The sequence below is a fragment of the Streptococcus sp. S5 genome (assembly GCF_034134805.1).
GTDB lineage: Bacteria > Bacillota > Bacilli > Lactobacillales > Streptococcaceae > Streptococcus > Streptococcus lingualis.
Window position 1 is genome coordinate 781,687 of record NZ_CP139419.1, and the last position, 26,416, is coordinate 808,102.

Sequence of the window (26,416 nt, forward strand, 5' to 3'; positions counted from 1 at the left end):
AGGGGAGCAGAGCAACTCCCCTATTTTAGTAAAGTAGATAGAGATTATTATGGAAATTGATTTAATTAAACGGTCAATCAGACTGGATCGACAGCGACTACAAGATACAAGCAGTGACTTGCTCATACAAAAAAAACATCGGCAAAACAGCAGTGATTGGACGATCACGGGCAATTAAAGAAAGGATTAATAAAAAGTTTATGGAATTAGAACACGAATTAGTAACGTTAACTAAGAAATGGTTTGTGGATCGTGACCTTGAGAATGGTGGGCGATTGGACAAGCAGGCTCTTAAATTAAGCGAGGAGTTTGGCGAGCTATGCGCAGGGTATCTCAAACAAAATGAGAAGCTGACCAAGGACAGTATTGGTGATTGTGCAGTCGTGATTGTAGGGCTGGCATTGTTAATCAAAGAGGATGTACACAGTATCTTCAAGATCGCAGATGGTGTTAGACCAAGAGAAGCAATGGAATGTTTTAAATTGTTGAACGCTAATATTTCAGAGTTCCAGTTGTCGCAGGATTTAGCGAGCAAAGAAATGTGCAAACACAATCTAGTACGTGCGGTAGCTTATCTTAAATCTATTAGTAAGGCACTTAACTACGACTTTGCGGATTGCTTTGAGGTGGCATATAACGAAATCAAAGACCGCAAAGGTAAATGGATTGATGGAAGTTTTGTGAAAGAAGAGGATTTGCCGAATGAATAAACAAGAATTAATTGAAAAACTAAAGATAATCGATGGAGGTTATGGTAGCAGATATTATATAGCGATTAGTGATGTTTTTGAACTGCTTGAACAACTAGACGAACCGCAACCGATTAAATTAAAAGACATCATCGCACGAATTAAGAGCCTAGATGTTGGGATTCAAGAAGTTTGGCTCAATAAAATTTTAAAAGAGTTGGGTAGCGATTATGGATCACTAAAATATAGAGCTGGGTATGAGCAAGGTAAGTTTGACAGTACTATGGAACATGAGAAAGTCACAGTACCGCAGTTTGTGGCAGATTGGATTGAGGATTGTAAAACAAAAGGGAAGAGCTTACTTAAATCTCTTTTATACACACCGGGAAAAGTTAATAGCTGGGTGGATGATCCAGATAATCAAGAAACATTCGCTCTAGCGTGGATTAATGGCTACGAGGTCGAACAAGAAAAGCGGTACACAGTTAAATTAAAAAACACAGATGATTACCTTGTGAAAACAGCCGCTAACAGCTACCGTTTTTATAACAACATTTACACACAAAACAGAAAACACACAAAAGAAGAGATTGAAAAAAGTGGTTTTGGCTGGGTGTTTGATTGTGAAGGTATTGAAGTTGAGAAGGTGGAAGAATGAACAATGAGGTATATGAAGAACTGGAAAAACTTATGAGCTTATTTCCTGATTCATTTATAAATAGACAACTGGAACTAATTCTTATCCCAAAAACTAACACCTATTTTTCTTTAAAAGACTGTTTTACCAAGAAAGATATTATCTCAAAGGTGTTGATGTGGTGCACTAGGGATATAGCTAAAGCCAGGCCATATCAGCAACAAAAAAGGAATATTGCCTTTTATGTAGACAATCGTATGCGTTTGGAAAAATATTTAGGTGCGGACATCAATGTAGACGTAGTTTATCATTGTCTAGGAAATGGGATTAACAAAGAATTGACACACAAGTTTATTAATAGTGGATTCGACATGGAAATCCTATATTTAGAAGTTTAGGAGATAACAGAATGACACGACCAAACAGATACCCATACACTAAGAGTCAGTGGGAAGAAGAAATAACACTGGTATATTTCGGCATTAACACTAGTTTAAAATTGAGAGCAGAAAGAAATAGAATTACAAAGGAGACAAGACATGTCATTAAATAAAGCGAGAAAACGATTGATTAGGAAATATCATAAATTATATAACAGCCATCCGATAGGTTTGAAATTTAGTGCAGATGGTGGCAAGACATTTGTTGCACTGGGGAATGTTGTTGAAGATTACATTCCAGATTCTAGTGTCATTAACTCTGGAAATATTAACGCAAGTAAATTGTCGAATAGTGGGTTTGGCTTTAAAACTTTTGAAATAACTATTAGACAGGATATTTCAAAAGAAGAATTTAATAAATTGAAAGGTGTACTTTGGTAGCGAGATGAACTTACAAAACTTTATCTATTTATTATTCGCAGCAGTCTGGCTCTCTGGCTTGATCTGGGCTAGTGTGATTGCTTTTAAAAACAGGAAGGGGAAGCATGACTAAACTATTTTATACAATCCTCGCATCAGTATCGCTGGTATTTTTGATCGTGTGTATTAACTTAAACGCACGGATTGGAAGTCTTACCAAACGTGTGAGTGATCTGGAATGGACAGTACAAGAACATGAGCTATCTATCCAGCGACTGGCAGAACAGAATAATGCGCAGGATGTTATTTTAAATAAATTAAACAGCGAGTACCAAATGCGAGAACGACAAAGGGCAGAGGAATTGAAAGAGGTGGCTGATAGAAATGGAGTGGGAGGTTAACATGGTAAGGTTTAATATGGAGATACCAATACCACATACTATATGGAAGAAGAAAAGCGATGAAACTCTTGTACGTGTTATTCTTAACGCAAGATATGACTTTGATTACAGTACGATGATTATTTATAAAGTTATCAAGAGTGGTCAGAAGTACGTTACCAGCTATGATAAATTCATGAATGATTTTGAGATGACTGAAATTAAATTCTCGGAAATCAAAACGGAGGTAAGTGGTGAACATAGCAAGTAGACTATCTGCATTAAAGTATATTGATATCAAAATCAAATCCAAACGGCAGGAGATCGAAAACCTCAAGTCAGCTATTTTAAAAGGGCAGGTATATTCAGACGAACCGAAAGGCAGTAAGCAAGGAAATGCAACGGAAGATTTAAACATTAAAATAATAGACGGGGTGGAAAAGATCCGTGCTGAGATTCATCAGCTCATGGAAGAACGCACGCGCTTGATTAATGCCATCGAGGATTTAGATGACCCGTTGGAAAATATCGTGTTGAGATTGATGTACGTTAATGGCTACTCATGGCAAGAAACCAAGAGAGAATTAAATTATTCTCATGCGACAATCCAAAGAGCAAGAGCGAAAGCAATCGAACATTTAGTTATTAAAGATGAACCAACATTTAACAAATGATACACACGACCTGATAATATAGTATACAGAAAGAGATTCGTAAGGCAGCAGAAACGTTCGCAAGCCTAATTGTTTTGTCTCCTTATTTAGTACCAATGATCTGCAATAGCTTTGTGGATCTCTTTTGCTATTTTAAAAGGTGATAATATGAGACCACAGAAGTTAACGATGTCAAGAGGTAAGCGAGTCTTATCTGACTATGGTTCAAGGCAAGACGAATACGCTGAATACAATCGTATGCGATGGAAGTACGATCGAGAAGCCAAAGCATTTTATAATTCAAAAGAATGGAAAGCATTATCTCGATTGGTTCTGCTTGAGAATGATTATGTTTGTGAATATTGTGGAGACGAAGCAACAATGTCAGATCATGTGATTCCATTGAAAGCTGATTGGAATCGAAGATTAGATAGAAGTAATCTAAAAGCAAGTTGCAAAAGATGTAATGATAAGAGAGCAATTCTCTATCGGAACAATCTATTGTGATTGTCATTCGTGTCAACCAACCGAACCCGACTGCGGGTCTTGGGTGAACGAAGATAAAGAGAAATGGGGTTAATGTTCGGAATTTACCCCCGCAATTTTATGAACGGGGCTATATGGTTCGTTATTCAAAGGACGCGGCCTCTTTTGTACGAAAAATTCCGTTTTTAAAAAGTCGTTTCAGTAAAGGAGGTGTCAATTTGGGACGAAAAATGAAGCTAGTGGCGACTACTAAAAGCCATTTAACCAAAGAAGAAAAAATCGCACGCAAAAAGATCGAAGATAAGGCTTCTGATGGTTTGGAAGCATTGCAGATCACACCACCAAAACACTTCGATGCGATTGCAAAAGCTGAATACAAGCGTGTGATTAATGACTTACGAAAGCTACCCCTCAGAAATCTGGATCGAGCGATTTTAGAGACCTATTGTACATGGTACGCAGTCTACAAGGAAATATCCCGTGGATTGCAGAAAGAGGGATATGTGTACGAGACAAGCAGTGGTAAAGTCTTACCGAATAAGATGCTATACAGTCTGGAACGTGCGACTACTAACTTAACACGGGCAGCATCACAACTTGGTTTGACCGTGGACAGTCGGATGAAGTTGTATGTTCCACAAGTGGAAGAAAAGAAAACCAGTATATTTGATAAATTCGGAGGATAACACCTCCTTTTTATTTTAGGCCGTTGGTGTAGAGGTAACATGACAAGCTCCAACCTTGTAGTCGTGGGTTCGATTCCTACACGGTCTGTATTTTGTCAGAAAGGAGGATTGAAACAATCGTAGATAAGAAATATCAAGATGTAGCTTATAAGTACGCTAAAGAAGTGCTTGACGGAAAGCGTAGAGTGAGTGCGAAAGTCTATAAGGCTTGCAAGCGACACATGAGAGATTTAGAGAACATCCCTAATAGCGACTACGACTACTTTCCAGACATGGCGCAGAACCCGATTGATTTCATTGAAATCCTCCCAGATGTCAAAACTGGTAAGCCTTATCCACTAGCAGAATTTCAGAAGTTTATCATTGCTAGTTTATACGGTTGGCGCAGAAAAACAGATAAGACTATCAGACGATTCAGAAAGGCTTTGATATCACTGGCCCGTAAGAATGGTAAGACGATTCTTGTGGCTGGTATTGCTTTATACGAGTTTTTATTTGGTCGTAATCCAGCGATGTCACGACAGTTATTTTGTACAGCTAACACACGAGCACAGGCACGTATCGCGTATGACATGGTTCGTAAACAGTTAGATGCGCTAAGAAGTCAAAATGACGATATCAGAAAGGCTACTAAAATAGTGCGTGACGAACTCAGAAACTTGAATGATGAAAGTTATGTACGTGCATTAAGCCGTGAAACAGGGGCAGTAGATGGATTTGAGCCGTATGTAGGCATTTTAGATGAGTTTGCAGCATCGAAAACAAATGAAATGATTGAATTGCTTGAATCTGGTCAAGGGCAGTTGGATAATCCATTAATTCTAATTATCTCAACCGCTGGATTTGATTTGAACGTACCAATGCACGCAGTTGAGTATCCATACATCGAACGGATTTTAAATGAAGAAATAACCGATGATGGTTACTTTGTATTTGTCGCAGAGCAAGATAATGAAGATGAAATCAAAGATGAAGCCAACTGGATAAAATCAAACCCTATCTTAGAAGTTGAAGCGCTCTATGATAAGATGATGAGCTACCTAAGAAAGCGTAGGAAAGTATCACTTGAGACTGGTACAGTGAATGAAGTGCTGGTTAAAAACTTCAATATGTGGCGACAATCATCTGAAAGCTCATATATGGATAAATCGAGTTGGCAACAGGCTAAACTCGATGAAAAACCAAACACACGTAAGCGTAGGGTTTGGATTGGTGTCGATGTTGGTAAGGTTAACGACTTATTCGCTATATCCACGATGGTCCAGATGGACGACTATTGGTTTTGCGATAGTTTCTCCTTTGTAGCTACTAAATATGGACTAGTTGCTAAAGAGAAACGCGATGGTGTCTCTTATACGAATTTAGAACGTATGGGAGAGTGTGAAATAACCACACTTGAGAGTGGCGTGATTGATGATGAGCGTGTCCTTGAGAAGTTGGAAGAGATGATCTATATGAATGAATGGGAATTACAAGCGATATGCTTTGACCCATACCAGTTTAGCTCATTAATCGCAATGATTGAGAAGCGACATCCAGAATGGCCACTAATCGAAGTTAGACAAAACACAATGGTCTTGAATATGCCCACCAGACAACTACGAGATGAGGTTTTGAAAGGCACAATCAAGCACGCTGGAAATCAACTACTTACTATGGCTATTAATAATGCGCGTGTCAAGGTTGATAATAACGGTATGCGTATTGATAAGGACAAGAATAGCAATAAAATTGACCCACTAGATGCCCTATTAGACGCTTATGCAGTATGCTACCTTGAACCATTTGACGGGTCTGGTTACTGGACGAATGAAAAGATTTTGGGAGGAGGTAGCCTGTTTTGATCTTACTGAAATATATACACACAATCCTATTGCTGATTGGCATAGGATTTTTAATTTACGGTCTTTTCTTGATTAATCCAGTGGTTGGATTTATCTCGACTGGATTGATCCTAATTATTTTAGCCATTTACATTGATCGGGGAGGTGCGCAATGAAGAAACGAATCAAGAAGAAATACGAGTTGCTGGAGCGTATTGAGTATTTAGAGAATGACTTTTTTAAATTCACTCAAGACACAGTAGATGTCATTGAATTTTTAGGTAACGAAATCAAACGACTCGAACGCAAACATAAGAAACATTGATTTCAATGGATAGAAAGGAGGTGAGATTATATGAGTTTCTTTCAACCATTGGGATCAACCAAGCCCTCTTATGATGATTACATTTCGTCCGTGTTATCTGGCAACTACTCCCCAGAGTACACGGGAATTTCTGCATTAAAGAACAGTGATATCTTAACCGCAGTAACCATCATCGCTGGGGATATCGCACGATTTCCGCTATTAAAGAAAGACTTTACGGGGAATATCGAGCAAGATGCAGATTTGAACTATCTCTTAAATGTTAAATCAACTGGTAACGTGTCAGCACGTACATGGAAGTTTGCCATGACCGTTAACGCGATTTTAACAGGGAATTCATTCTCTCGAATCTTACGAGACCCGAAGACTGGTAAGGCACTTCAATTTCAGTTCTACAGGCCCTCAGAAACGACTGTAGAAGAGACGAACGACCACAGACTGATTTATACCTTCCGTGACCGTCTAACAGGCGTATCGGTCAAATGTGACGCTTCTGATGTTATCCATTGGAAGTTTTTCAGTCACGATACCATTTTAGGACGATCTCCACTACTTTCCCTTGGCAGTGAGATCAGCTTGCAAGATGGCGGATTGAATACCTTAATTAAATTCTTCCGTGATGGCTTCTCTAGTGGAATTATTAAATTAAAAGGCGCTCAGTTGAATGGTGAAGCCCGCAAAAAAGCCCGTATGGACTTTGAGAAGATGCGTGAGGGTTCGACTGGTGGCAGTCCTTTGGTATTTGACGATACACAAGAGTACACACCACTCGAAATTGATACGAATGTATTGCAATTAATTACATCCAATAACTTTACAACCGCTCAAATTGCGAAAGCATTACGAGTACCAAGCTATAAGCTGGGTGTGAATAGTCCTAACCAGTCCGTGGATCAGTTAGCAAAAGACTACGTTACCAACGACTTGCCATTTTATTTTGACGCTATTTCAAGCGAACTCGCCCTTAAAGTATTGGGTGATGAAGAGCGCAAGCTATTTAAGATTGAGTTTGACACTCGAAGCGTAACAGGTCGGAACGTAGATGAAATCACGAAGTTGATTATTAACCAAGTTATCACACCCAATGAGGGGCGCGTGGAGCTTGGTAAAGAGCGTTCGTCTGATCCTAACATGGATCGTTATCAATCCAGCTTGAATTACGTGTTCCTCGATAAGAAAGAGGAATACCAAGCAATGAAAGGGGGTGAGAATGAAAATGGCAAAGAGAATCAAGATGAAAGGGCCTCTGATCTCGAATAACGAGTACGAAGTGTATGAGTTTTTTGGTTTAGAGGCAGTCAGCGCAAAGTCGATTACAGATCAATTTCCAGAAGATATCAACGAGGATATCACGCTAGAAGTCAATTCCAACGGTGGTCTAGTGACAGTAGGAAGCGAAATATATACCGCTCTTAAAGAATACAAAGGCCACGTCACAGTGGAAGTGACAGGAATGGCTGCGAGTGCTGCAAGTGTTGCGATTATGGGTGCGGACACAATCAAAATCAGTCCGACAGCTCAGATTATGATCCATAAAGCGCTACTTACACGAGCATCTGGGAATAGTGATGATTTAGAAAAGGCTGTAAATGCTCTTAAATCTAGCGATCAATCGATTATTAATGCGTATGTCTCAAAGACTGGTTTATCAGAAGATGAAATCTTCGAAATGATGAAGAATGAAACCTTTATGTCGGCAAATGAAGCGATTGAAAAAGGTTTTGCTGATGAAATCATGACTTTTGAGAAAGATTTAGGCGCAGTAGCAAGCCTCGAAAGTGGACTGTTACCGCAAGCTGTCATCGATGACTTTTATTCACGGAAGAAATCGAACGCAAAAGAAGCTCAAGCGATGTTATTTGAGCTGGAAAAAGAGGCCATCTTAAACGGCCTTTAAAGGAAAGGGGAATATACCTAAATGTTTGATGAAAAAATCAAAGAATTGGAAGCTAAAATCGCTGAAACTAAAGCAGAAATCGAAACTGCTACAAGCGATTTGAAAGCTAAGTTGGAAGATAGCGCAAACGCTGACCTTAACGAAGCGAAAGAAATGCGTGCGTCTATCGATGCTAAGAAAGAAACTTTGAACACATTAACGGAGGATTTGAATTTGTTTAAAGAAATGAAAAACGAACCACAAACTGCTGAAACTCATGCAGTCCAAACAGAAGAAAAAACAATGCGTGAAGCAGTAAATGAATGGCTTCATTCAAAAGGTGCTGTAGCATCTAAAGAATTGAAATTTGAAGGCAAAGAATTGATCGTTCCTATGAACGCAGCGGTTGACCCTGCTACAGATGGATTGAAGAAAGCTAACTCTAAACCAGTTACTAGCGAAGAAATCGTTACTACACCACTTCGTGAAGTAAAAACTGTTCTTGACCTTAAACAATTCGCTACAATCCATAAAGCAACTAAGGGAACTGGTAAATACCCAATTTTGAAACACGCTACTTCTAAGATGGCAAGCACAGCAGAATTGGAAAAGAACCCTGCTCTTGCTAAACCAGAATTTGAAAACGTAACATGGGAAGTTACTACTTACCGTGGAGCTATTCCAGTATCTCAAGAATCTATTGATGATGCAGATGTTGACCTTCTTGGTTTGGTATCAGAAGCAGCAGAACAAATTAAAGTAAATACTACTAATGATGCTATCGCTACTGTATTGAAATCATTTACTGCTGAAAATGCTACAAACCTTGATGAAATTAAAAAGATTCTAAACACTAAACTTGATCCAGCTTACAATGTATCATTTGTAGTTTCTCAAAGTTTCTACCAAAAACTTGACACAATGAAAGATAAGAATGACCGTTACTTGCTTCAAGATTCAATCACTTCTGCTTCTGGTAAAGTGTTCCTTGGACGTCCAGTATTTGTAGTATCTGATACAACTCTTGGAGCTGAAGGTGAAGCACATGCCTTTATCGGTGATATCCAACGTGCTGTACTCTTTGCAGATCGTCAAGAATTAGGTCTCCGTTGGACTGATAACGAAATCTACGGTCAATACTTGCAAGCGGTTGTACGCTTTGATGTTAAGAAAGCTGATGCGAAAGCTGGTTACTTCGTAACTATGCCCTAATACTCCCCCAATTAGCGGGGGTGTCTCACGGTCAGCGGTAACTCTAGCAGTACCAACCGCAAGTAGCACCAAAGCCGACATCATGGCTTATCTCGATAGCAAAGGAATCACATACAGTTCGTCACAAACCAAAGAGCAATTACTTGCATTGATTGGAGCGTGATAGCATGGCTGTAACGGATTTAGAAGATGTGAAACTTTATTGCAAAATTGATTTTGACTTTGAGGATCAAATGCTTGAAGAAATGATCGAAGCTGCAGAAGATGAAATCTGTTTTGCTATCGGAAATGATGTAACTCCTCAAGATTTAGCTAAATATGCTAAGTTTACACTTGCCGTTAAAAAGCAAGTGAAAGAGGAATACGAACATCGTGGCTTGTCTGCTGACACACAACGGCATGGACTTGCTAACGGTGTACTTAATATTATCCATCAACTACGCACACGGAGGGAACTCGATGATCACAAGAAAAATGAATCACAGAGTCACGTTCTTCCGTGAGATCGGAGGTCAAAATGAAGATGGTGAGGTTGTCTCTCCATCTCGCAAAAACCTCTATACTTGCTGGGCGGAGGTTGCTAAAACTTCCTTGAAAGACTTTCAAGAGGGGGCAAACCAGACGGCCAACAAGAAAGCTAAAGGAATTGTTTCTTCGAGCGAATTAAAAACCTTGTATATTCGTCACAATCCAGAACGACCATTTGATAGCTCAGATCATGTTGAATTTAACGGGTTTGAATATGATATCGTATCGGTCGATGTGGATGAATCATCATTTGACATGGATAAGATCAGCATCAAGAGGCGGACATGACGAAAGGTCTGGATCAGATTTTATCACGACTGAATGAATTGCAAGTCAAAGCTCCAAAGGCTGCACGATCTGCGGTTAAGGAAGCAGCAGACGAAACAGAACAGATTTTAAAACGAAATACTCCTGTTTATTTTGTTATGGATAATGTCCATGCCAAAGATGATACGAAAGTAACCAGTTTTAAAGGCGGTGACCACGGTTTAATCTCGAAAGATATCGGCTTTGGTCGTGCTACTGGATGGCGGATACACTTTCCAGACGATGGTACGAAATACCAAAAAGCACAAGGATTTGAAGAAAAGACAATTAATGAAGCAACACCAATTGTAAAGGAAATATACGCTACGAAAGTAAAGGAGGGATTGGGATTGTGACAGTAGAAACAATAGCTTATAAGTTATTAAGCAACGATGAAGAACTGAATAACTTACTCGATAAGTTACGAGGGAAGAAATTCGGTCTTGGATTTAAACAAGGCATTTTTACTTATGATATCCCAGAGCGACCTACGAATGCTTTGAGTAAGGAGCTTGCTCCATTTATGCGTATCTATCCAACTTATGAGAATGATGTTGAGTTTGCAGATGATAAAGCCATCTCGACAGAACACAGGATCACAATTAACTATTGGTGCTTGAACGCTAAGCAGTCTGAACAGATTGCTGAATTGATGGATAAGATTTTAGAAGGTAACGGCTTTGAACGTTACACAACTAATGAACTGCCAAGATACAGAGACAACGATATTGACTTACTAGTAAATGTAAGAAAGTATCGTTTTTTTGATTGGCAACTTGAAAAACTAAGAAACGAGGATTAATGAATGTCTAAAGTTAAATTTGGATTGCGTGGATTTGAATTTGGTGAAGTTAATGCTGAAAACAAAGTCCCAACAACTATGAAATTGACTGGTATGAAGTCTGCCAAGATTGATATCACGAACGAACTTGTAACGATTGCTGCCGATGATGGACCATACGTAGTATTGTCATCTGGTATCACAGGTACACAGTTGGAAATCTCAGTACTTGACTTGCCAACAGAAGCACGTAAGGTATTATACGGTATCGAAGTTAAAGACGGTATGGAAGTCTACAATAAGAACCTCACTCCAAAAGATGTGGCTTGCTGCTTCCGTACATCTACAGAAGATGGTAAAGCTATCTGGATCGGTCTTCTCAAAGGTAAATTCTCTCTTCCTGGCATGGAAACTGAAACCAAAGACGGTTCACCAGCACCTAAAGAAGACAGCGTAACAGGTAACTTTGTAGCCCGTGGTGACGATGAAAACGGTGATGTAATGATCATCGCCCGTGAAGATAACCCAGCGTTCAATTTGGAAAAATTCCGTGCTGCAGTCTTCCCAAAGTCGTAAGCGCCGCACCAGCTAGTGCTGTAGGCGCAGGATAATCACTTTCTAAGCATGGATTTTATTTCCATGCTTTTTATTTTTATTTAAGGAGTAGGAAATGTATACAATCAAGCTAAAAATCGGTGGAATTGATAAAGAATTTACCAAAGAATATATCAATGTAGAGGATAATCTACTAGCAACTGAGCAAAACGTGCGACAATCAGCACTTATCCAAGACCCTAAAAAGGCGAATGATCCAAAAGAAAATCGCAAACTAAATGAAGCATATCTAAAAATGTTTGTTGATATGTTTGGCGGTCAGTTTAAAGTCGAAGATTTGAAGCAAGCAGATATCGCGATTTTAAAAACACTTGAAAAAATCTATCTCGCAGCGCTTGGAATCAAAGAAGAAGTGATCGAAGATCTTGATGGTGAAGATGAAAAAAAGGGATAAGCCCAGAAGAAGCGCGTGATAATCTTTTAATCTGGTTTCAAGAGCTGATGCAACAAGGGTATACGATCCTTGAAATTAAACAGATGCGACTATCTGACTTTGATTTAATGGTGAAAGCCTTTGAGACGAAGAAAGAGGAAGCAGAAAAAGAGACCACGCTTGATAAAGCATTTCCACTTCTATTTGGTTAAGAAAGGAGGATAAATGGCTAGTAATTTAGGTGAATTAGTAGCAACTGCATCGCTGGATATCCAACCATTCATTGGGAATACCAAGCAATTAAGCTCTTATATGCGTGGTCTGGATCGTTCCTTATCTGCGATGGAAAAATCCTTTAAAAATGTTGGTAAAGGCGGTAAGAACCTAACTGGAATGAAAACCGTATTGGGTGAAACTGCTAACAGCATTAAAGCCTATGAAGGCATTTTGAAGCAACAATCAGAACACTATAATAATCTAAAGTCAAAGATTGGTGATTTGAGTAGTGCGAGTGCAAAGAACAAAGAAGATTTGCTAGGCGCACGTAATGCGATGTTGCAGACCGCTACCACCTTGTCAGATTTGAGGGGGCGGTATGCTGACCTCACTAAAGAAATTAATATCCAGTCCAGCAAATGGACACAAGTTGGAAACAGCTTGCATTCGTTTGGCGAGAAGATGCAGGGTATTGGCAAGAATATGCAAAGTGTTGGATCGACACTTACCAAAGGCTTGACTGTACCATTGCTTGCTGGGGCTGGAGTGGCAGTTAAGGCTGCGATTGATTATGAGAGCGCGTTTGCTGGCGTTAAAAAAACAGTGGACGGAACTCCACAACAGTTCACTCAGTTATCTAACAGTATCCGTGAAATGGCTAAAGAAATGCCATCTAGTGCGGTTGAAATTGCACACGTAGCAGAAGCAGCAGGGCAGTTGGGTGTACCAATTGGTGCGATTAAAGACTTCTCAAAAACAATGATTAATTTGGGAGTGTCTACCAACCTAAGCTCCGAAGAAGCTGCATCGTCAATCGCTAAAATCGGTAATATCATGCAAGTGTCTGGTAAAGACCTTGGTACATGGTCGGCTCACTTTGGATCTTCACTTGTAGATTTGGGTAACCATTTTTCAACAACTGAACGTGATATTGTCGAAATGACCAACCGTTTAGCAGCAGGCGGTAAGCTCGCTGGTCTGACCACACCAGAAATTTTAGGTCTTGCAACTGCCATGAGTAGTGTAGGGATTGAAGCAGAAGCGGGTAAACAATTCTGCCCGTCTACTTGGAAACAAGTAGCATAAAAAATTAAGTGAATTCATGGAAAATCTAAGGTGTTTATGATATAATTAAGTAGTGGATAGGGTAGCTCCCGAAAAGCAAGTTCCCGCTTGCCTTCCATATTTTATAAGGGAATTTTTACTGGGGGGTAAAAATGATGGGTGTTAATAAAACACATGAACAATTTGTTAATGAAGTCAAAAGCCTTGTGGATGAAGAGTATTCTGTTTTAGGTGTGTATTCAAAAGCGCACAATAAAATAGAAATGAAACATAACAAATGTGGTTATGTTTTTAACGTAAGACCAAGCGCTTTTTTATATGGCACTAGATGTCCTAAGTGTGCAAGAAACATAAAAAAGACGACTGAAGAATTTAAACAAGAAATTAAAAATCTTGTTGGTGATGAGTATGAAGTTGTGTCGGATTATGTTTCAGGTCACATAAAAGTAAAAATGTTTCACAATAAATGTAATAGGACTTACGAAGTAACTCCTGGGCATTTCTTAACAACTGGAAGGCGGTGTCCGTACTGCAAAGGCGGTATAAGAGTTAAGGACTACGACTTCAGCGAGGAAGTTAAGAAAGAAACAAATGGTGAGTATGAAGTATTGAGCGAATATACAAATAATCGCACACCTTTAAAAATGCTTCACAAAACTTGTGGAACACAATGGGAAATCAGACCATACAACTTCAAAAACGGCAAAAGGTGTCCTAATTGTAATCAAAGTCACGGTGAAAAAACCATCGAGTCGATTTTAAAAAAAAATAATATAAATTTTAAAATCCAGTGGAAAACCGCTGATTGTAAAAACATAAGAAGTTTACCTTTTGACTTTGCTATCTTTGAAAATAATAAAGTTATTCAACTGATAGAATTTCAAGGAGAGCAACATTATAGAGTTGTTGAATACTTTGGAGGAAAGAAAGGTTTTCTTTCCAGAGTTAGAAATGACAAAATAAAAAGAGATTATTGTGAAAAGAATAATATACCTTTATTAGTAATTGATTATCACGATAATATCGAAGAAAAAATAAACACTATGACAATCATGAGCCAAGCCTGTACGGAAACGGCAGGAAGGTGCAACGACTAGATAAAGTAATCTAAACAAAAAGCAATCTAATTTTAGGTTGCTTTTTTGCATGACGAAATATCCACGAGCGCTTAACACCTTAGCGAATAAAGTCGAAGGTGATGATATAGTCTGAACTTATAGGAAACTATGAGAAGTTAGGATAAAGAGCCTAACGATAACATAATTGGGAACTGCAATGACTCAGACCCTTACTGGTATTGGTAAAGCCGTGTCTGGTGTAGGTAAAGGAGCAAAAGAAAAACTTGAAGTTATCGCACAAACAGCAGGAATGACTGCGGAACAATTTTCTACCGCTTGGAAACAGAAACCAGCGGAAGCCTTGCAATCATTTATTAAAGGCTTACAACGCGCCCATGATGAAGGCAAGAATATGGATGGCATTCTTGATGAACTTGGAATGACAGGTATTCGTCAAGGGAATATGCTGAAATCTCTAGCTTCTGCATCAGACAAGATGAGTGAGGCAGTCAGTCGCTCTAATACCGCTTGGAAAGAAAATAACGCACTTACTAATGAAGCAAGTAAACGCTACGAAACCACAGAATCACAACTTAAAATTTTTAAGAATAAACTTACTGACATTGCTATTGAGTTTGGTGGTCCACTCTTAAAAGCGCTAAATAGTAGTTTGGACGCTGCTAAACCGTGGTTACAAACTCTATCAGACATGGCTAAGAAGTTTAGTGAAATGTCAACAGAGCAACAGCAAAGCATTTTAATGTGGGGTGCTTTTGCTGCTGCAATTGGCCCAGCGCTTAAAGTGTTGGGTACTGGCGCAAGTGTCATCAGTGTTTTTGCTAAAGGAATTGGTACAGTCGCTAGAGGAATTGGTAAATTTAGCGGTGTACTAAAATCTGTTTCTGAGGGTAATGGATTTATCAACAGCTTAAAAGGAATGGCTACTGGTATGACTGCTACTGGTACGGCTGCAGAGAGTGCTGCTGCAAGTACAGGATTGTGGAGTGCGGCGGTTGGGTTGTTAGGTAATCCAGTTACTTGGGGTGTCTTGGCTGGTGGTGCTGCATTAATTGGTATCGGCATCATCGCCAAAGAAATGGCAGAAGCCAACGAACGTACGCAAACGTGGGGTACGAGCGTAAGCAAACTACAAGATCAAGAGTTGTCACGCTTGAAATCCAAAGTCGATGAAGTGCATCAAGCAACAGTTGGATTTGGTCAAGGTGGCGCACAAGCGGTTGAGAATGTACGTAAGAGCGTACAGGGACTTGCTGATGATATCCAAAAAGCGATTGACAAAGACCTTGAAAAAACTCTTAAAGGTCTTGAAAAAGTTGGTGCGAGTGAAACAATCCAAAAACGTGCTGTAGCGCAAGCAGAACAGCAAAAGAAAAACATCCAGTCGATGACAGATGAGATTGTGCAGATTTATCAAAACGCATCTGACCAACACAGAAAGATCACTCGCGAAGAACAAGCGATTATCTACGACTACGAAAATCAATTTATTGATAAACAATTATCATTGCAGAAATATTCTGCTGATGAACGTACTGCCATCATGAAAGCCATGAATGGCCAGATTAGTGATCTAAATGAAACTCAACTACGCAAAGGTACAGGGGTTGTAGCTAAATGGCTCAAAGAGGAACAGAAGCTCTATGATGAGCAAGTGACTGCATTGAAAGATGCTCACGAAAAGGGGATTTATAGCCAGTCCGAATACAACAAGGAAATGGAAAAACTAAATGCCCAACACAAGTCCAAGATGGAAGCATTTGGCCGTGAGTATGCAGCATTGCAACAAGAATGGAGTAAAAAAGTCCCTCTTAATTTTGGCGATGATCGACAACGTCAATTGTACTTTGATCAAATGCGTAAGAGTTGGGCAGAGCTTGGACTTGACTACGACAAGATGATGGCCAAGGCAGACCAATTCGCCGACATCGTGGGTCGTTCGTCTGGTATGGTTGCTAAGAGCGTGCAAAATATGTCACAGGAGACCAAAGATGCCAACAATATCTGGAATGGATTAGTATTTGATCCTAAGACTGGACAAGTCAAGACCAATGCGCAAGAGGAAGTAACTAAAGCGCTCCAAGCTGAAAATGGCTGGGAGAATATGCAGTTTATCCTCAAGCACGCAAATCTTGAAACAAATGCTAAGATGACAATCGGACAAGCATTGGTCGAGGTTGGCAAGTGGGATAGCTTAACCCCACAAGAGAAAGAGTTAGTAGTCGGTAACAACCAAGGTATGAAAGCCGTCCTTGATAGTAAAACATTGCTGGAACAGTACAACGCTATGCCAGCGGAAGTCAAAGAACTCTTGATGAAGAACACTGACTTTCTCTCATCTGGTGAACGTGCTACAGCAATCATCGAACGCTGGAATACACTCACACCAGAGCAGAAAGAACTGATCTTAAAGGATGCTGCAAGTGATAAAGCCGAACGTGTACGACTAGCAGTCGACTCACTAACTGGTATGGCCCACGTAGTCAATTTGGATGCAGAAGATAAGACCAAGAGCGCTATCGCTAGTGCGATGTCTAGCATCTTAACGTTACCAACTGACCATAAGACGGATTTGATTGCAACTCCAGACGGTGTTACCCTTGGAACTAACCAAGCTATGGGCGCTTTGGGATTGTATAACGGATTCGCAGTACCTACAAAACAATTTACTGCCGATGCAAGTAACGCAACTAACGCTGCTAACCAAGCAATTGCTAAACAGCAAGAGTGGAATAGTACACCTAGTCCAGTTAAACCGCAGTTGGGTGATCCAACTGGTGCGATAACTGCTGCACGGCAAGCTATTGAAAATCAAAACGCTTGGAATAGCACTCCAAGTCCTATCAAGGGCATCAATGCACAAGATAATACTGCAGGCCCTGTTTGGAGCGCTCAATCAAATATCAATAGCGTTCAAGGTAAGACAGTATACATTGATGTCGTAAGGCGGATGATTGGTGGAGCAGCAGCCGCGATTGGTTTTAAAGATGGTACAGACTACCACGAAGGTGGACTTGCAATGGTCAATGACCAACGTGGTACGCTCTACAAAGAAATGGTCACACTACCAGACGGAAGCTCATTTATCCCAGAAGGTCGTAACGTGATCCTTGATCTTCCAAGAGGATCAAAGGTCATGCGTGCTGGTTTGACTAAAAACTTTATGCGTGAATTAGGTATACCGAACTTTGCAGACGGTGCAGGTTGGAAACGTTCGGAAGTTGCGAACGTTACACAACGAATTAAGAATGTTAACGAATGGAAACGGAATAATGAACAGCGTGACCTTGTACCGTTTATTCAAGAGTTGATTGACCAAGTTAAACGCGGTAACAATCGTGATGAACGACCAAACCAAAATTATACCTTGAATGTGCATGGAAATAGCACTGGACAAGATTTGACACCAGAATTTATGAAGCGCTTAATGCGCGAACTAGCATACTATACTAATCAGGAAGGAAGGGGATTAGCTTGACGACATTTACTTTCAACGGAAAGAAAAACACTGAGTTCGGTTTACGAATAGCAGAAGGCAAGAAGATCACTACTTCCAGCCTTGATGTGGAGCGCGTGACAGTAGCAGGGAGAGACGGTGAGTTATTGATAAGTAATAACCGTCTTAATTCTGCTGAATTGAGCTTTCCAGTGAATTTTGTAAAAGAAAAAGGCTTGATCGCTACAGAAGTTTATAAAATTTCTGAATGGTTAAATGTGGCAGGTTATAAGGATTTAACTATCTCCTATGATCCAGATTTTATCTATCGTGCTGCATACCTTGAAACGTTTAGTATTGAAGAAACCATGCGACAATTTGGGAAAACAACAATTAATTTTGTGTGCTATCCAGTCAAATTCTACAAGCAAGGGCATACCACTCAGAAATTAATGAATGGTGCGACACTTAACGGTATGGGTAACGTTAACGCAAAACCTATTATCACGCTTGTGGGCAGTGGCGACTGTACACTAACTATTAATGGACGCAAGACTAAGTTGCGAGACGTACAAGGTAAGATAACACTTGATATGCAAGCTAACCAAGTATACAAGGACAATCTTCCAGCGTGGGACAAGGTTGTGCGGTCTCCACAATTTCAGATGCCATATCTTGACTATGGTCGTAACCTCATTAGCTGGGACGGCAGTTTTACTGCTGAGATGATCCCGAATTGGGGGGTTAAGTTATGAGACCTATACTATTTAATAAAAGTGAGACTGCTTTTGACACTTACGGTCTGGGTGAGCTTAACGTAACCAAGGGTACAGTCACACGGGAACGTAACGGGAATTATACGCTATATGCTGAAATTCCCGTGAGCGATCCAATGGTAGCAAGCATTGAGAAAGAAATGAAGCTCAAGGCAGACGCTGGATTAAGGACGAAGAACCAAACGTTTGAAATCTCTCGTATCGTCAAGGATAGCAGTAACATTGTTAAGATTTACGGCCAGCACATCAGTCACAAACTGGAATATATGGTATTGCGAAATGCCACTGCATTTAATGGATCAGCATTTAGCGCACTATCTATTTGGAGAGGTGCGCTTATTGGTGATCTAACATTTGATGTATGGTCGGATATTCAAACCACTGGTAAGGGTGTATTTGATATCTCTAAAATGGAGAATGCCCGTCTTGCACTTGGTGGTGTTGAGGGGTCTATCCTTGATATCTACGGTGGGGAATACGAGTTTGACAATATGACCGTGCGACTGCATAAGCAGTTAGGTCGTACTGCACCAACTGTATTAGAGTACGGCAGAAATATCTTATCTGCTGAACTTGATGAAACAATCGAGAGTGCATACACTAGTGTGTTACCGTTTGCGACTTATACACCAGACAAACCAGAGGGTGATACGAGCGATAGTCAACCAGACCCTATCACGGTTACTATCCCAGAAAACTATATAGATAGTAAGTACAAATCTCTATACGCTCATCGCAGAATTAAAGTCGTAGACTTTTCTAGCGAATTTAAATCTGATAGCAAGAGTAAGGATATCCCAACACCCGATAAATTGCGTAAAATCGCTATTGATTACATGGAACGCAATGCAATCGGCAAACCTAAAATCAACATCAAAATTGAGTATGCTGATTTAGCTAAAACGCTAGATTATGCAGACAATGGCTGGATCGAAGAGTTGGAGTTGTGCGATATCGTACCAATCTACTATCCACAGATTGGGCTTACGGACGAGACTGCGAAAGTAACGACTGTTACTTACGATTTTGTCAACGAGCGAAACGAAAGCGTGGAGTTTGGTGATATCGGTACGAACGTAAGAGCGACCATGCAGAGTGGTCTAGCTGGACGAGTTGATGATATCGCTAAGGCACAGCAGGACTTTGAGAATAGCTTGCCAGACTACCTCTTAAACGCTCAAGGTAACAAGGTTTGGTACAACAAACCAGACGACAAAGAGCATAAAGTCGGTGATATCTGGTTTGAGAAGAACGGTATCTATGACCGTATGTATGTCTGGAACGGATCTCAGTGGGAAAAGCGTATCGACACGGAAGATGTCGATAAGATCAAAAAAGAGGTTGATAAACAGCTTGAACAAGCCAAGCAGTCAACCGCAATCGAAATTGAAAAGGCAAACGCTAAGGCACAGGAAGCGCTGATAAAAGCTGGTACAATTCCAGACACGGCTACGTTATCTGATCAGATTAAAACACTGATTTTAAATAGTCCAGATCTGGGTCGTAAGGTAACAGAGACGTTTAACAATGCGGATAATGGTGACACGATCTATAGCAAAGTGTATTCGAAGGTAGCAAAGAATTTTGCATCACGAGATCAATTTGAAAATATAGATCGCGAGCAAAATAGGCAAGGGAGTGATTTACTAACCCTTTCTAAAAAAATCGAAACACAAACGCTCGAATTCAACAAACTCACAGAGTCGAACAAAATTTATGAGCGTATTCTTGGTAAATCGGAAACCGAAGCCCCGGACAAGCTCTCACGGCTTGTCATGTCGAGCGAGATATTCCAGACAGAGGTCGGGAAGTATTCGACGAGTGGTGGACCGAATATGCTCCGAAATTCCCGCGCTGATGATGGCTTGAAATATTGGACTGAAGCTAATGGACGGTTGAACTTCACAGCTCACAAATTTTACCTCAACGGTCAAAAAAGGATGTTTTCTCTAAGATCAGGAGCATTTGTCCACAGTCCGCGATTTATCATCAAACAAAATACAAATTATATGCTTAATTTGATAGCTTTTGATGCTAACACAGCACGCTTTAAAATTGCATTCTGTAAGCGTAGAAAAGGATCGACGAATGACTTCGACGAAATGCAAATAATCTTTGACGAAACTGGATCACCAGCTTTCAACTCAGATAGAGCTATCAAAAAATCATTCAGCTTTAACACAGGAGCTTTTGATGAAGGGTATCTATTATTTAATTATCAAGGAAATCCTAACGGCTGGTCTGGTCTATTTATGACAGAGCTGGACTTTTACGAAGGTTCATCAGATCGCTTATGGCAACCAAGCCCAGATGACAGCGCAGAACCTATCGAAGCAGTACGCACACAAGTAAGCCAGCTCGCTGGTTCTTGGTCGGTCAAAAATCTAAGTAGCGCGGGCGACGTACTCAACTCTATCAACCTACTCGCTAACGGTACGAACCGAATAGATGGAAGTCTAACGCATATCACAGGACAGACTGTTATTGACAACGCGGTTATAGAAGACGGTATGATCGCTAACGTATCTGCTAACAAAGTAACCGCTGGGACCATCGACGCTCGCGAAGTAAACCTAATCAATCTAAACGCTAAAAGCGTAACGTCTGGAACGTTTAAAGGTTTAACTTTCGAAGGTGGTATTATTCGCGGAAATTACGGAAATACCGAGATTAACTTAAATTCAAACGTAACGACTTATAACGGTACAGCTAAAATTGAGTTTAGATCTCCTTATAACTCTCTTGAATTTAACTCTGGCGGAAGAAAAGCGTTTCTTGCTCCTACAATTTCAAGCGGGACTAACTACGCAGCATTCGCCTTGGGAGTAAACGACCGTGGGGAAGGTAACCCTAACGCTAATTTTACAGGATTGAAAATTTTTAACCAATATGGCCATCGCAAGGTCGTCATTATTGGTGATGTACATATTGTAAAAGATTCTGTATCAAACAATGCCCCCTCAAAATCTTTGGTAGATCTTTTTAGAGATATCAACGATAACTTTAAGAGGTTGAAAGAATTTCGTGTTGCTAACGGCGAGGGTTCTCCCGGTTTTTGGGACGTCTCACTTTAGAATAGAAAGGCAATAGATGAATACATCAGATAAAATTATAAATGCGATCTCGCATAATCTCGCAAATGCTATCGTTGAGGCTACAAAGTATTCGGTCTTGTACGAGGAAGCAAACGAAGAAAACAAGCGCGTAAACGAGGAATATCAACGCGTAAACGAGCTATTGAGCAAATTTAACGATGTTTTGGATAGCGATCAAGCACTCAAGGACCTCTTTGATGAGGCCTCTCAAAAATTAGAAGAAGGTAAATAAAAATATGGAATTTAAAATCATTAACAAATACTTGCAAGAAGAAGGTCGTACTTTTGTATCAATTCGTTCAGCGAACCCTTACACAGCCTTTGAGCGTGTCTTGATCGGGGACCGTACAAACGAATCAGATGAAGTGCTGATCCAAGCTGTACTCGGTCAAGTCGCGACCGAGCTAAACCCAGCGGAAGGGGTTAAGAAATTGCAAGAGGACTTGCATACGCAGGCCCAAGAGTACGAAGCTAAACTCGCGAAGAAAGACGAAGAGATCCAAAAGGTGAAAGACGTGGCAGAATGGAGCGTACTCGCTCGTGTGACTGACGTTGACCACCCACTAGATCCTACAGTCTATAAACGCGGTCTTGAGTTGGTTGATCTTGGTAAAACTGGCACAACATATCCAGCACAAGCGATCTTTGCACTTGAGGATCCTAACCACGTTGAAAAATTCAGTGAAGGTAAGCGCGTGATGGTCCAAGTAAATCAACCGTTCACTTACCAAGGAGAAACGCTTGACCAGCTCGAATCATTGCACCAGAACGGAAAAATCGGGATCTGGAAATGGACAGAGCCAAAAGCGGACGAGCCAAAACCGGCAGGAGAGCTTGAAACTCAACCAGTCCAGTAAGCGAGTAGCTTGACAGGAGGGAGGGTGATTAATGGATCAAAAACCAGACGGAATTTTTGGGATTATTGAAATAGTCCGTGATTTCTACGATCACGGGATTGATGAACACATGATCGTGTTTGTCTTGATGGTTGTTGTTGCTTTGGATATCGTTTTAGGGGTATCCAGAGCATGGGCTTATCATGAGTTTTCAAGCCGAAAATGGCGGAAAGGGCTAGTCAGTCATACAGCTATGATTTTAATTGTTGCAGTTGGCTATCCGTTCGCGTTATACATGAATCTTGGACCCGTGATTGATACCTTTATCGTTGCGATGATGGCAGCATACGGCTCAAGTATTTTGGCCAGTCTTTCGGCGCTGGGGGTAGAAATTCCCGGCCTCGATCACTTTATTAAGCAAAATATCGATCATGAAAAATTTCAACTCAAGGACGGCTTGAAAGAGCCTAAAAAATTGATAAAGAAGAAAGAGGACAAATAGCATGAATCAAATCACAAGCATTATCACTTCGTCAGCTATGAGCATTTTAGTTGTATTAACTGGTATCGTAGTTCAAGCGATCAAGAAATACTTACTAATGCGCGGAGGTAAGAAAGCGATCGAGATCGTTGAGATCTTGGCTAAAAACGCGGTTAACGCTACAGAGCAGGTTGCGGATAAATTGGACATTCATGGCAAAGATAAACTCGAGCACGCTAAAACTAGCTTGATCGAGGGCCTCGAGTCGCAAAATATCCACTTAACAAATCAAGAACTCAATACGTTTATTGAAGCAGCGGTTAAAAAAGCCAATGACGAATGGAAGAAATAGGAGATAAGCAATGAGTGTACAACAATCTATCGTTAACGGCTTTATTAGTCGTCGCGGGCTGATTACCTATTCAATGTTCGGAAGTCGTAACGGTTCGGACGGTACCGGTGACTGTTCGGGGATCATGTCGCAAGTTTTGAAAGAAGCTGGTATCAATATCATCGGCTTACCGTCAACAGTTACTCTTGGTCAACAGCTCGCAAACAACGGCTTTTACCGCGTAAGTATCAACCAAGATTGGGACGCACAACCGGCCGATATTATTCTTATGAGCTGGGGTGCTGATATGTCAAGCTCAGGCGGAGCTGGTGGCCACGTCGGAGCGATGATCGATGATACATACTTCATTTCTTGCGACTACTCAACGCAGGGCGCAACAGGTCAGGCTATTAATACCTATCCTTGGAATGATTATTATGCCTGGAATAAACCGAACTATATCGAGGTTTGGCGATATGCTGACACAGCACCGCAGACGGACAATCGAGCGAACACAGCCGTACAACCGCAAGAGAAAGCATACTACCAAGCGAACGAGGTTAAATACGTTAACGGTATCTATCAAATCAAGTGCGACTATCTCGCACCCGTCGGTTTTGATTGGACCGAAAACGGTATTCCTGTTTCGCTGGTAAATTGGGTTGATAAAGACGGCAAAAACTTGCCAGACGGTGCGGATAAAGACTTCAAGGCGGGAATGTTCTTCTCGTTCGAACTCGATGAAGCCCATATCGCAGATACCGGCAAAGGTGGGTACTATGGCGGTTATTACTGGCGCCTCTTTGAGTTTGGGCAATTCGGCCCAGTTTGGCTATCGTGCTGGGACAAAGACGATTTAGTCAACTATTATGAATGAGGGGTGATTGAATGAATCGCTCGAACTGTACGAATTTAAAGCAGTTTGAGGGCGGTCGAGTCGTTAAGCAAGGCGACTCGGCTTCCCTCTTTGGCTATGAGTTGCTAGATGAAAATTACAATCCAGTAACCGAATTGGAAGGTCAGGAAGCTACGATCACACTTGCTAATCGTAGCGGTAAGACCAGTTTAACCAGCACGGTCACAGACCACAAGATTAAATTTACGATTGGTAAAATCTTACCAGTCGGTATCTATCAAGTGGAAATCACTTGTGGACACTATGTATTTCCGTCTGATAAATCAACGGTAATCAAAGTGACACAATCTGCAGAAGAATATACTTCTGACAGTTTGGAAGAGCTTCGGAAGCGTGAGCAAGGCGAAGAACTCCCGGACCTTACCGTACTATATAATCTAGCTAAAATTTGAAAGGATAGAACATGACTTTAAACACAGAGAAATTAACACAATTCGCGCAAGCAGTCGGAGCCGATGTCAAAGAAATTAAAACAACTTTGGCTAACAAAGCAGACAAGTCAGAAATTGGCCAAGGCGGGATCACACAACAACAACTAGACACGGCTATCGCTGGCGTCAAGACTGCCATTTTAGGCGATGGAGTACCAGAAGAATTAGATACTCTCAAAGAGATCGCTGACCGTATCGCAAATGGTGCAGGATCAGCAGACCAAGCTATTGTGTCTAAAATGACAGAGCTTGGCCAAAAATTCACTGACCTTGAGAATACCAATTTTGTGCAAATCTATACAACGGCTAAAAATACCCTCTAAGGAGGTACTGAATGGATAAATTAAAAAAAGCTATAGAATCCATTGGTCGTGATATTGGGGCGCTTCAAGCCAACCAAGGCGGAGCGTTACAGACTACCAAAGCTTACGAGTTATTTCCGACTTATGCGACATTACAAGCACAGATGACCACCAACATCAAAGAGAAGCACGTTGACTTAGGTCTGGACGCTCTCATTGACACCAAACTCCAAAACGGTGGTGATCCGTTTATTACACGGTCAAAATTGCCAACGATTGACACAAGCCAACTTGCAAGTAAGAATGATCTGGAAGAACTCAAACGCAAAGTAGGAACGGGTGCTAATAGTGGAAGTACAGAATTAAAAGGTCAAGGTTTCCCGTACGCTCTAAATGCAGATATTGGTACAATTTATACCGATACGACAGCGAAGAATGGGGCTGTCAAGTGGATCAAAAAGACCGCTGGAACTGGCTCTAACGCTTGGTCTGTCTTGTTTGGTGATGTCAAACACAAGCCAAGAATTTCATCGAGCCAAAACAATGCGTATGTCGAGTTTAGACGTATAAACTCCACGGTAGAGGTCGGTTTCGGTGGTCTATCGTGGGGTTGGTTTGGAATCGTGAGACGAGGTGCGCCCAGCTACGTTCCCCAAGGGTCGGACCGTGAGCGTAACGTGGTGATCTTAAATGTCGGTGGTATACCCGTTGGTTTTCGTGCCACTAGCTCAAAACTTGGTATTATGACAAATGACAAGGGAAAACGTTTGGGAACATTTTATTTAGGTGGGCCGGACGACGGCAACCAGCTACGCTTACAATTCGATGATCCAGTCCCAACAGATCGTGATATCGGAGACTTGCGATTTACAAATATGTCGTATACCACGGACGACCCGTGGCCAGAAACTTTATAAGATGACAACAGCGGTAGCGTAATGCTACCGTTTTTTTTATTTTCCAAGTAAATTCCAAATAGGTTAAAAATATTGTAAAATCAACGTTTTTTTATTTTCTTTGAAATGCGAAAGGATAGCAGTACTTTTTAAAATGTGCTATAATATATACGATAATCGAATACTATCACTTACTTGAACCACTAGCCCCAACTAGTGGTTTTGTCTGTTATAACGGCAATTTTACAGATTGTCTATTATAACGGCAATCGAATGACTACGTAATTGACTACGTTTTTATTTATTTGAACAATATATGACCATGTCTAAAATACAGTAAAATCAACTAACCGCACTTAATGGATATCTAATGGTAATCGTTTTAAAAT

The 26,416-nt window shown here is 40.6% G+C and carries 33 protein-coding genes, 1 tRNA gene and 1 pseudogene; all 35 read left to right on the forward strand.

What is annotated here, in order from left to right:
* Window positions 1-200 precede the first annotated feature (200 nt).
* The 35 genes and pseudogenes from SM123_RS03630 (at window position 201) to SM123_RS03800 (ending at window position 26,048) form a co-directional block, all read left to right on the forward strand.
* A complete protein-coding gene (locus tag SM123_RS03630) occupies window positions 201-710 on the forward strand; it encodes a MazG-like family protein (RefSeq protein WP_320909849.1) in 510 nt (169 codons plus the stop codon).
* Window positions 703-1,347 (forward strand): DUF1642 domain-containing protein, encoded by a 645-nt coding sequence (locus SM123_RS03635; RefSeq protein WP_320909850.1) that lies wholly within the window; start codon window positions 703-705, stop codon window positions 1,345-1,347. Before SM123_RS03630 ends, SM123_RS03635 begins: the two co-directional genes overlap by 8 nt.
* Entirely contained in the window at window positions 1,344-1,724 is a 381-nt protein-coding gene (locus tag SM123_RS03640; protein WP_320909851.1) for a hypothetical protein, read from the forward strand. The genes SM123_RS03635 and SM123_RS03640 overlap by 4 nt, the downstream gene beginning before the upstream one ends.
* Before the next feature lie 141 nt (window positions 1,725-1,865).
* Complete coding sequence (locus SM123_RS03645) at window positions 1,866-2,147, forward strand: hypothetical protein (protein ID WP_320909852.1); 282 nt, start codon at window positions 1,866-1,868, stop codon at window positions 2,145-2,147.
* A gap of 104 nt (window positions 2,148-2,251) precedes the next feature.
* A complete protein-coding gene (locus SM123_RS03650) occupies window positions 2,252-2,527 on the forward strand; it encodes a hypothetical protein (RefSeq protein WP_320909853.1) in 276 nt (91 codons plus the stop codon).
* A 1-nt stretch (window position 2,528) separates the two neighbouring features.
* A complete protein-coding gene (locus SM123_RS03655; RefSeq protein WP_320909854.1) occupies window positions 2,529-2,777 on the forward strand; it encodes a hypothetical protein in 249 nt (82 codons plus the stop codon).
* Window positions 2,761-3,180 carry a DUF1492 domain-containing protein gene (locus SM123_RS03660; RefSeq protein ID WP_320909855.1) on the forward strand — a complete coding sequence of 140 codons (420 nt, stop codon included), beginning with the start codon at window positions 2,761-2,763 and terminating at the stop codon, window positions 3,178-3,180. The genes SM123_RS03655 and SM123_RS03660 overlap by 17 nt, the downstream gene beginning before the upstream one ends.
* A gap of 147 nt (window positions 3,181-3,327) precedes the next feature.
* Window positions 3,328-3,666 carry an HNH endonuclease gene (locus tag SM123_RS03665; protein ID WP_320909856.1) on the forward strand — a complete coding sequence of 113 codons (339 nt, stop codon included), beginning with the start codon at window positions 3,328-3,330 and terminating at the stop codon, window positions 3,664-3,666.
* Between the two features lie 197 nt (window positions 3,667-3,863).
* Complete coding sequence (locus SM123_RS03670; RefSeq protein ID WP_254729138.1) at window positions 3,864-4,331, forward strand: phage terminase small subunit P27 family; 468 nt, start codon at window positions 3,864-3,866, stop codon at window positions 4,329-4,331.
* 17 nt (window positions 4,332-4,348) lie between these two features.
* A tRNA-Trp gene (locus SM123_RS03675) sits at window positions 4,349-4,419 on the forward strand.
* A 28-nt stretch (window positions 4,420-4,447) separates the two neighbouring features.
* Entirely contained in the window at window positions 4,448-6,175 is a 1,728-nt protein-coding gene (locus tag SM123_RS03680) for a terminase large subunit (protein WP_320909996.1), read from the forward strand.
* A gap of 151 nt (window positions 6,176-6,326) precedes the next feature.
* Window positions 6,327-6,479 (forward strand): hypothetical protein, encoded by a 153-nt coding sequence (locus SM123_RS03685; RefSeq protein WP_320909857.1) that lies wholly within the window; start codon window positions 6,327-6,329, stop codon window positions 6,477-6,479.
* 30 nt (window positions 6,480-6,509) lie between these two features.
* Complete coding sequence (locus tag SM123_RS03690) at window positions 6,510-7,739, forward strand: phage portal protein (RefSeq protein ID WP_320909858.1); 1,230 nt, start codon at window positions 6,510-6,512, stop codon at window positions 7,737-7,739.
* Entirely contained in the window at window positions 7,696-8,376 is a 681-nt protein-coding gene (locus tag SM123_RS03695) for a head maturation protease, ClpP-related (RefSeq protein ID WP_134974309.1), read from the forward strand. The genes SM123_RS03690 and SM123_RS03695 overlap by 44 nt, the downstream gene beginning before the upstream one ends.
* A 21-nt stretch (window positions 8,377-8,397) precedes the next feature.
* A complete protein-coding gene (locus tag SM123_RS03700; RefSeq protein ID WP_320909859.1) occupies window positions 8,398-9,567 on the forward strand; it encodes a phage major capsid protein in 1,170 nt (389 codons plus the stop codon).
* Window positions 9,568-9,734: 167 nt separating this feature from the next.
* Window positions 9,735-10,070: a head-tail connector protein gene (locus SM123_RS03705; protein ID WP_320909860.1), complete on the forward strand. Its 336-nt coding sequence runs from the start codon at window positions 9,735-9,737 to the stop codon at window positions 10,068-10,070.
* Window positions 10,027-10,383, forward strand: a complete 357-nt coding sequence (locus SM123_RS03710) for a head-tail adaptor protein (protein WP_320909861.1) — start codon at window positions 10,027-10,029, stop codon at window positions 10,381-10,383. Before SM123_RS03705 ends, SM123_RS03710 begins: the two co-directional genes overlap by 44 nt.
* Window positions 10,380-10,757 carry an HK97-gp10 family putative phage morphogenesis protein gene (locus SM123_RS03715; RefSeq protein ID WP_320909862.1) on the forward strand — a complete coding sequence of 126 codons (378 nt, stop codon included), beginning with the start codon at window positions 10,380-10,382 and terminating at the stop codon, window positions 10,755-10,757. Before SM123_RS03710 ends, SM123_RS03715 begins: the two co-directional genes overlap by 4 nt.
* Complete coding sequence (locus SM123_RS03720; RefSeq protein WP_320909863.1) at window positions 10,754-11,203, forward strand: hypothetical protein; 450 nt, start codon at window positions 10,754-10,756, stop codon at window positions 11,201-11,203. Before SM123_RS03715 ends, SM123_RS03720 begins: the two co-directional genes overlap by 4 nt.
* Before the next feature lie 3 nt (window positions 11,204-11,206).
* Window positions 11,207-11,758 (forward strand): major tail protein, encoded by a 552-nt coding sequence (locus tag SM123_RS03725; protein ID WP_134974319.1) that lies wholly within the window; start codon window positions 11,207-11,209, stop codon window positions 11,756-11,758.
* Between the two features lie 94 nt (window positions 11,759-11,852).
* Entirely contained in the window at window positions 11,853-12,191 is a 339-nt protein-coding gene (locus tag SM123_RS03730; protein WP_134974321.1) for a hypothetical protein, read from the forward strand.
* A 47-nt stretch (window positions 12,192-12,238) separates the two neighbouring features.
* Window positions 12,239-12,382, forward strand: coding sequence for a hypothetical protein (locus tag SM123_RS03735; protein WP_320909864.1), 144 nt, complete (start codon window positions 12,239-12,241; stop codon window positions 12,380-12,382).
* Window positions 12,383-12,839: 457 nt separating this feature from the next.
* Window positions 12,840-13,433: pseudogene (locus SM123_RS10270) on the forward strand (phage tail tape measure protein); the annotation flags it as partial.
* A 170-nt stretch (window positions 13,434-13,603) separates the two neighbouring features.
* Window positions 13,604-14,548 (forward strand): hypothetical protein, encoded by a 945-nt coding sequence (locus SM123_RS03745; RefSeq protein ID WP_320909866.1) that lies wholly within the window; start codon window positions 13,604-13,606, stop codon window positions 14,546-14,548.
* A 178-nt stretch (window positions 14,549-14,726) separates the two neighbouring features.
* Entirely contained in the window at window positions 14,727-18,005 is a 3,279-nt protein-coding gene (locus SM123_RS03750) for a phage tail tape measure protein (RefSeq protein WP_320909867.1), read from the forward strand.
* The gene (locus SM123_RS03755; protein ID WP_320909868.1) at window positions 18,002-18,718 is read left to right on the forward strand and encodes a distal tail protein Dit; all 717 of its coding nucleotides are present in this window, start codon (window positions 18,002-18,004) and stop codon (window positions 18,716-18,718) included. Before SM123_RS03750 ends, SM123_RS03755 begins: the two co-directional genes overlap by 4 nt.
* Complete coding sequence (locus SM123_RS03760; protein WP_320909869.1) at window positions 18,715-21,813, forward strand: phage tail spike protein; 3,099 nt, start codon at window positions 18,715-18,717, stop codon at window positions 21,811-21,813. The genes SM123_RS03755 and SM123_RS03760 overlap by 4 nt, the downstream gene beginning before the upstream one ends.
* Before the next feature lie 16 nt (window positions 21,814-21,829).
* On the forward strand, window positions 21,830-22,066 hold the full coding sequence (locus SM123_RS03765) for a hypothetical protein (RefSeq protein ID WP_320909870.1): 237 nt from the start codon (window positions 21,830-21,832) through the stop codon (window positions 22,064-22,066).
* 4 nt (window positions 22,067-22,070) lie between these two features.
* On the forward strand, window positions 22,071-22,691 hold the full coding sequence (locus SM123_RS03770; RefSeq protein WP_320909871.1) for a hypothetical protein: 621 nt from the start codon (window positions 22,071-22,073) through the stop codon (window positions 22,689-22,691).
* A 31-nt stretch (window positions 22,692-22,722) separates the two neighbouring features.
* Window positions 22,723-23,172: a phage holin family protein gene (locus SM123_RS03775; RefSeq protein WP_320909872.1), complete on the forward strand. Its 450-nt coding sequence runs from the start codon at window positions 22,723-22,725 to the stop codon at window positions 23,170-23,172.
* A 1-nt stretch (window position 23,173) separates the two neighbouring features.
* Window positions 23,174-23,503, forward strand: coding sequence for a phage holin (locus SM123_RS03780; RefSeq protein ID WP_150905639.1), 330 nt, complete (start codon window positions 23,174-23,176; stop codon window positions 23,501-23,503).
* Window positions 23,504-23,513: 10 nt separating this feature from the next.
* Window positions 23,514-24,359 carry a lytic exoenzyme target recognition domain-containing protein gene (locus SM123_RS03785; RefSeq protein ID WP_320909873.1) on the forward strand — a complete coding sequence of 282 codons (846 nt, stop codon included), beginning with the start codon at window positions 23,514-23,516 and terminating at the stop codon, window positions 24,357-24,359.
* An 11-nt stretch (window positions 24,360-24,370) separates the two neighbouring features.
* The gene (locus tag SM123_RS03790; protein WP_320909874.1) at window positions 24,371-24,790 is read left to right on the forward strand and encodes a hypothetical protein; all 420 of its coding nucleotides are present in this window, start codon (window positions 24,371-24,373) and stop codon (window positions 24,788-24,790) included.
* Window positions 24,791-24,801: 11 nt separating this feature from the next.
* The gene (locus SM123_RS03795) at window positions 24,802-25,152 is read left to right on the forward strand and encodes a hypothetical protein (protein WP_320909875.1); all 351 of its coding nucleotides are present in this window, start codon (window positions 24,802-24,804) and stop codon (window positions 25,150-25,152) included.
* A gap of 11 nt (window positions 25,153-25,163) precedes the next feature.
* On the forward strand, window positions 25,164-26,048 hold the full coding sequence (locus SM123_RS03800) for a hypothetical protein (protein ID WP_320909876.1): 885 nt from the start codon (window positions 25,164-25,166) through the stop codon (window positions 26,046-26,048).
* Window positions 26,049-26,416 lie beyond the last annotated feature (368 nt).

Excerpts from the sequence above, each read along its gene's own strand:
- SM123_RS03630 (WP_320909849.1), top strand. The coding sequence starts at position 201 with ATGGAATTAGAACACGAATTAGTAACGTTAACTAAGAAATGGTTTGTG.
- SM123_RS03635 (WP_320909850.1), top strand. The coding sequence starts at position 703 with ATGAATAAACAAGAATTAATTGAAAAACTAAAGATAATCGATGGAGGT.
- SM123_RS03640 (WP_320909851.1), top strand. The coding sequence starts at position 1,344 with ATGAACAATGAGGTATATGAAGAACTGGAAAAACTTATGAGCTTATTT.
- SM123_RS03645 (WP_320909852.1), top strand. The coding sequence starts at position 1,866 with ATGTCATTAAATAAAGCGAGAAAACGATTGATTAGGAAATATCATAAA.
- SM123_RS03650 (WP_320909853.1), top strand. The coding sequence starts at position 2,252 with ATGACTAAACTATTTTATACAATCCTCGCATCAGTATCGCTGGTATTT.
- SM123_RS03655 (WP_320909854.1), top strand. The coding sequence starts at position 2,529 with ATGGTAAGGTTTAATATGGAGATACCAATACCACATACTATATGGAAG.
- SM123_RS03665 (WP_320909856.1), top strand. The coding sequence starts at position 3,328 with ATGAGACCACAGAAGTTAACGATGTCAAGAGGTAAGCGAGTCTTATCT.
- SM123_RS03685 (WP_320909857.1), top strand. The coding sequence starts at position 6,327 with ATGAAGAAACGAATCAAGAAGAAATACGAGTTGCTGGAGCGTATTGAG.
- SM123_RS03690 (WP_320909858.1), top strand. The coding sequence starts at position 6,510 with ATGAGTTTCTTTCAACCATTGGGATCAACCAAGCCCTCTTATGATGAT.
- SM123_RS03695 (WP_134974309.1), top strand. The coding sequence starts at position 7,696 with ATGGCAAAGAGAATCAAGATGAAAGGGCCTCTGATCTCGAATAACGAG.
- SM123_RS03700 (WP_320909859.1), top strand. The coding sequence starts at position 8,398 with ATGTTTGATGAAAAAATCAAAGAATTGGAAGCTAAAATCGCTGAAACT.
- SM123_RS03705 (WP_320909860.1), top strand. The coding sequence starts at position 9,735 with ATGGCTGTAACGGATTTAGAAGATGTGAAACTTTATTGCAAAATTGAT.
- SM123_RS03710 (WP_320909861.1), top strand. The coding sequence starts at position 10,027 with ATGATCACAAGAAAAATGAATCACAGAGTCACGTTCTTCCGTGAGATC.
- SM123_RS03715 (WP_320909862.1), top strand. The coding sequence starts at position 10,380 with ATGACGAAAGGTCTGGATCAGATTTTATCACGACTGAATGAATTGCAA.
- SM123_RS03725 (WP_134974319.1), top strand. The coding sequence starts at position 11,207 with ATGTCTAAAGTTAAATTTGGATTGCGTGGATTTGAATTTGGTGAAGTT.
- SM123_RS03730 (WP_134974321.1), top strand. The coding sequence starts at position 11,853 with ATGTATACAATCAAGCTAAAAATCGGTGGAATTGATAAAGAATTTACC.
- SM123_RS03735 (WP_320909864.1), top strand. The coding sequence starts at position 12,239 with ATGCAACAAGGGTATACGATCCTTGAAATTAAACAGATGCGACTATCT.
- SM123_RS03745 (WP_320909866.1), top strand. The coding sequence starts at position 13,604 with ATGATGGGTGTTAATAAAACACATGAACAATTTGTTAATGAAGTCAAA.
- SM123_RS03750 (WP_320909867.1), top strand. The coding sequence starts at position 14,727 with ATGACTCAGACCCTTACTGGTATTGGTAAAGCCGTGTCTGGTGTAGGT.
- SM123_RS03760 (WP_320909869.1), top strand. The coding sequence starts at position 18,715 with ATGAGACCTATACTATTTAATAAAAGTGAGACTGCTTTTGACACTTAC.
- SM123_RS03765 (WP_320909870.1), top strand. The coding sequence starts at position 21,830 with ATGAATACATCAGATAAAATTATAAATGCGATCTCGCATAATCTCGCA.
- SM123_RS03770 (WP_320909871.1), top strand. The coding sequence starts at position 22,071 with ATGGAATTTAAAATCATTAACAAATACTTGCAAGAAGAAGGTCGTACT.
- SM123_RS03775 (WP_320909872.1), top strand. The coding sequence starts at position 22,723 with ATGGATCAAAAACCAGACGGAATTTTTGGGATTATTGAAATAGTCCGT.
- SM123_RS03780 (WP_150905639.1), top strand. The coding sequence starts at position 23,174 with ATGAATCAAATCACAAGCATTATCACTTCGTCAGCTATGAGCATTTTA.
- SM123_RS03785 (WP_320909873.1), top strand. The coding sequence starts at position 23,514 with ATGAGTGTACAACAATCTATCGTTAACGGCTTTATTAGTCGTCGCGGG.
- SM123_RS03790 (WP_320909874.1), top strand. The coding sequence starts at position 24,371 with ATGAATCGCTCGAACTGTACGAATTTAAAGCAGTTTGAGGGCGGTCGA.
- SM123_RS03795 (WP_320909875.1), top strand. The coding sequence starts at position 24,802 with ATGACTTTAAACACAGAGAAATTAACACAATTCGCGCAAGCAGTCGGA.
- SM123_RS03800 (WP_320909876.1), top strand. The coding sequence starts at position 25,164 with ATGGATAAATTAAAAAAAGCTATAGAATCCATTGGTCGTGATATTGGG.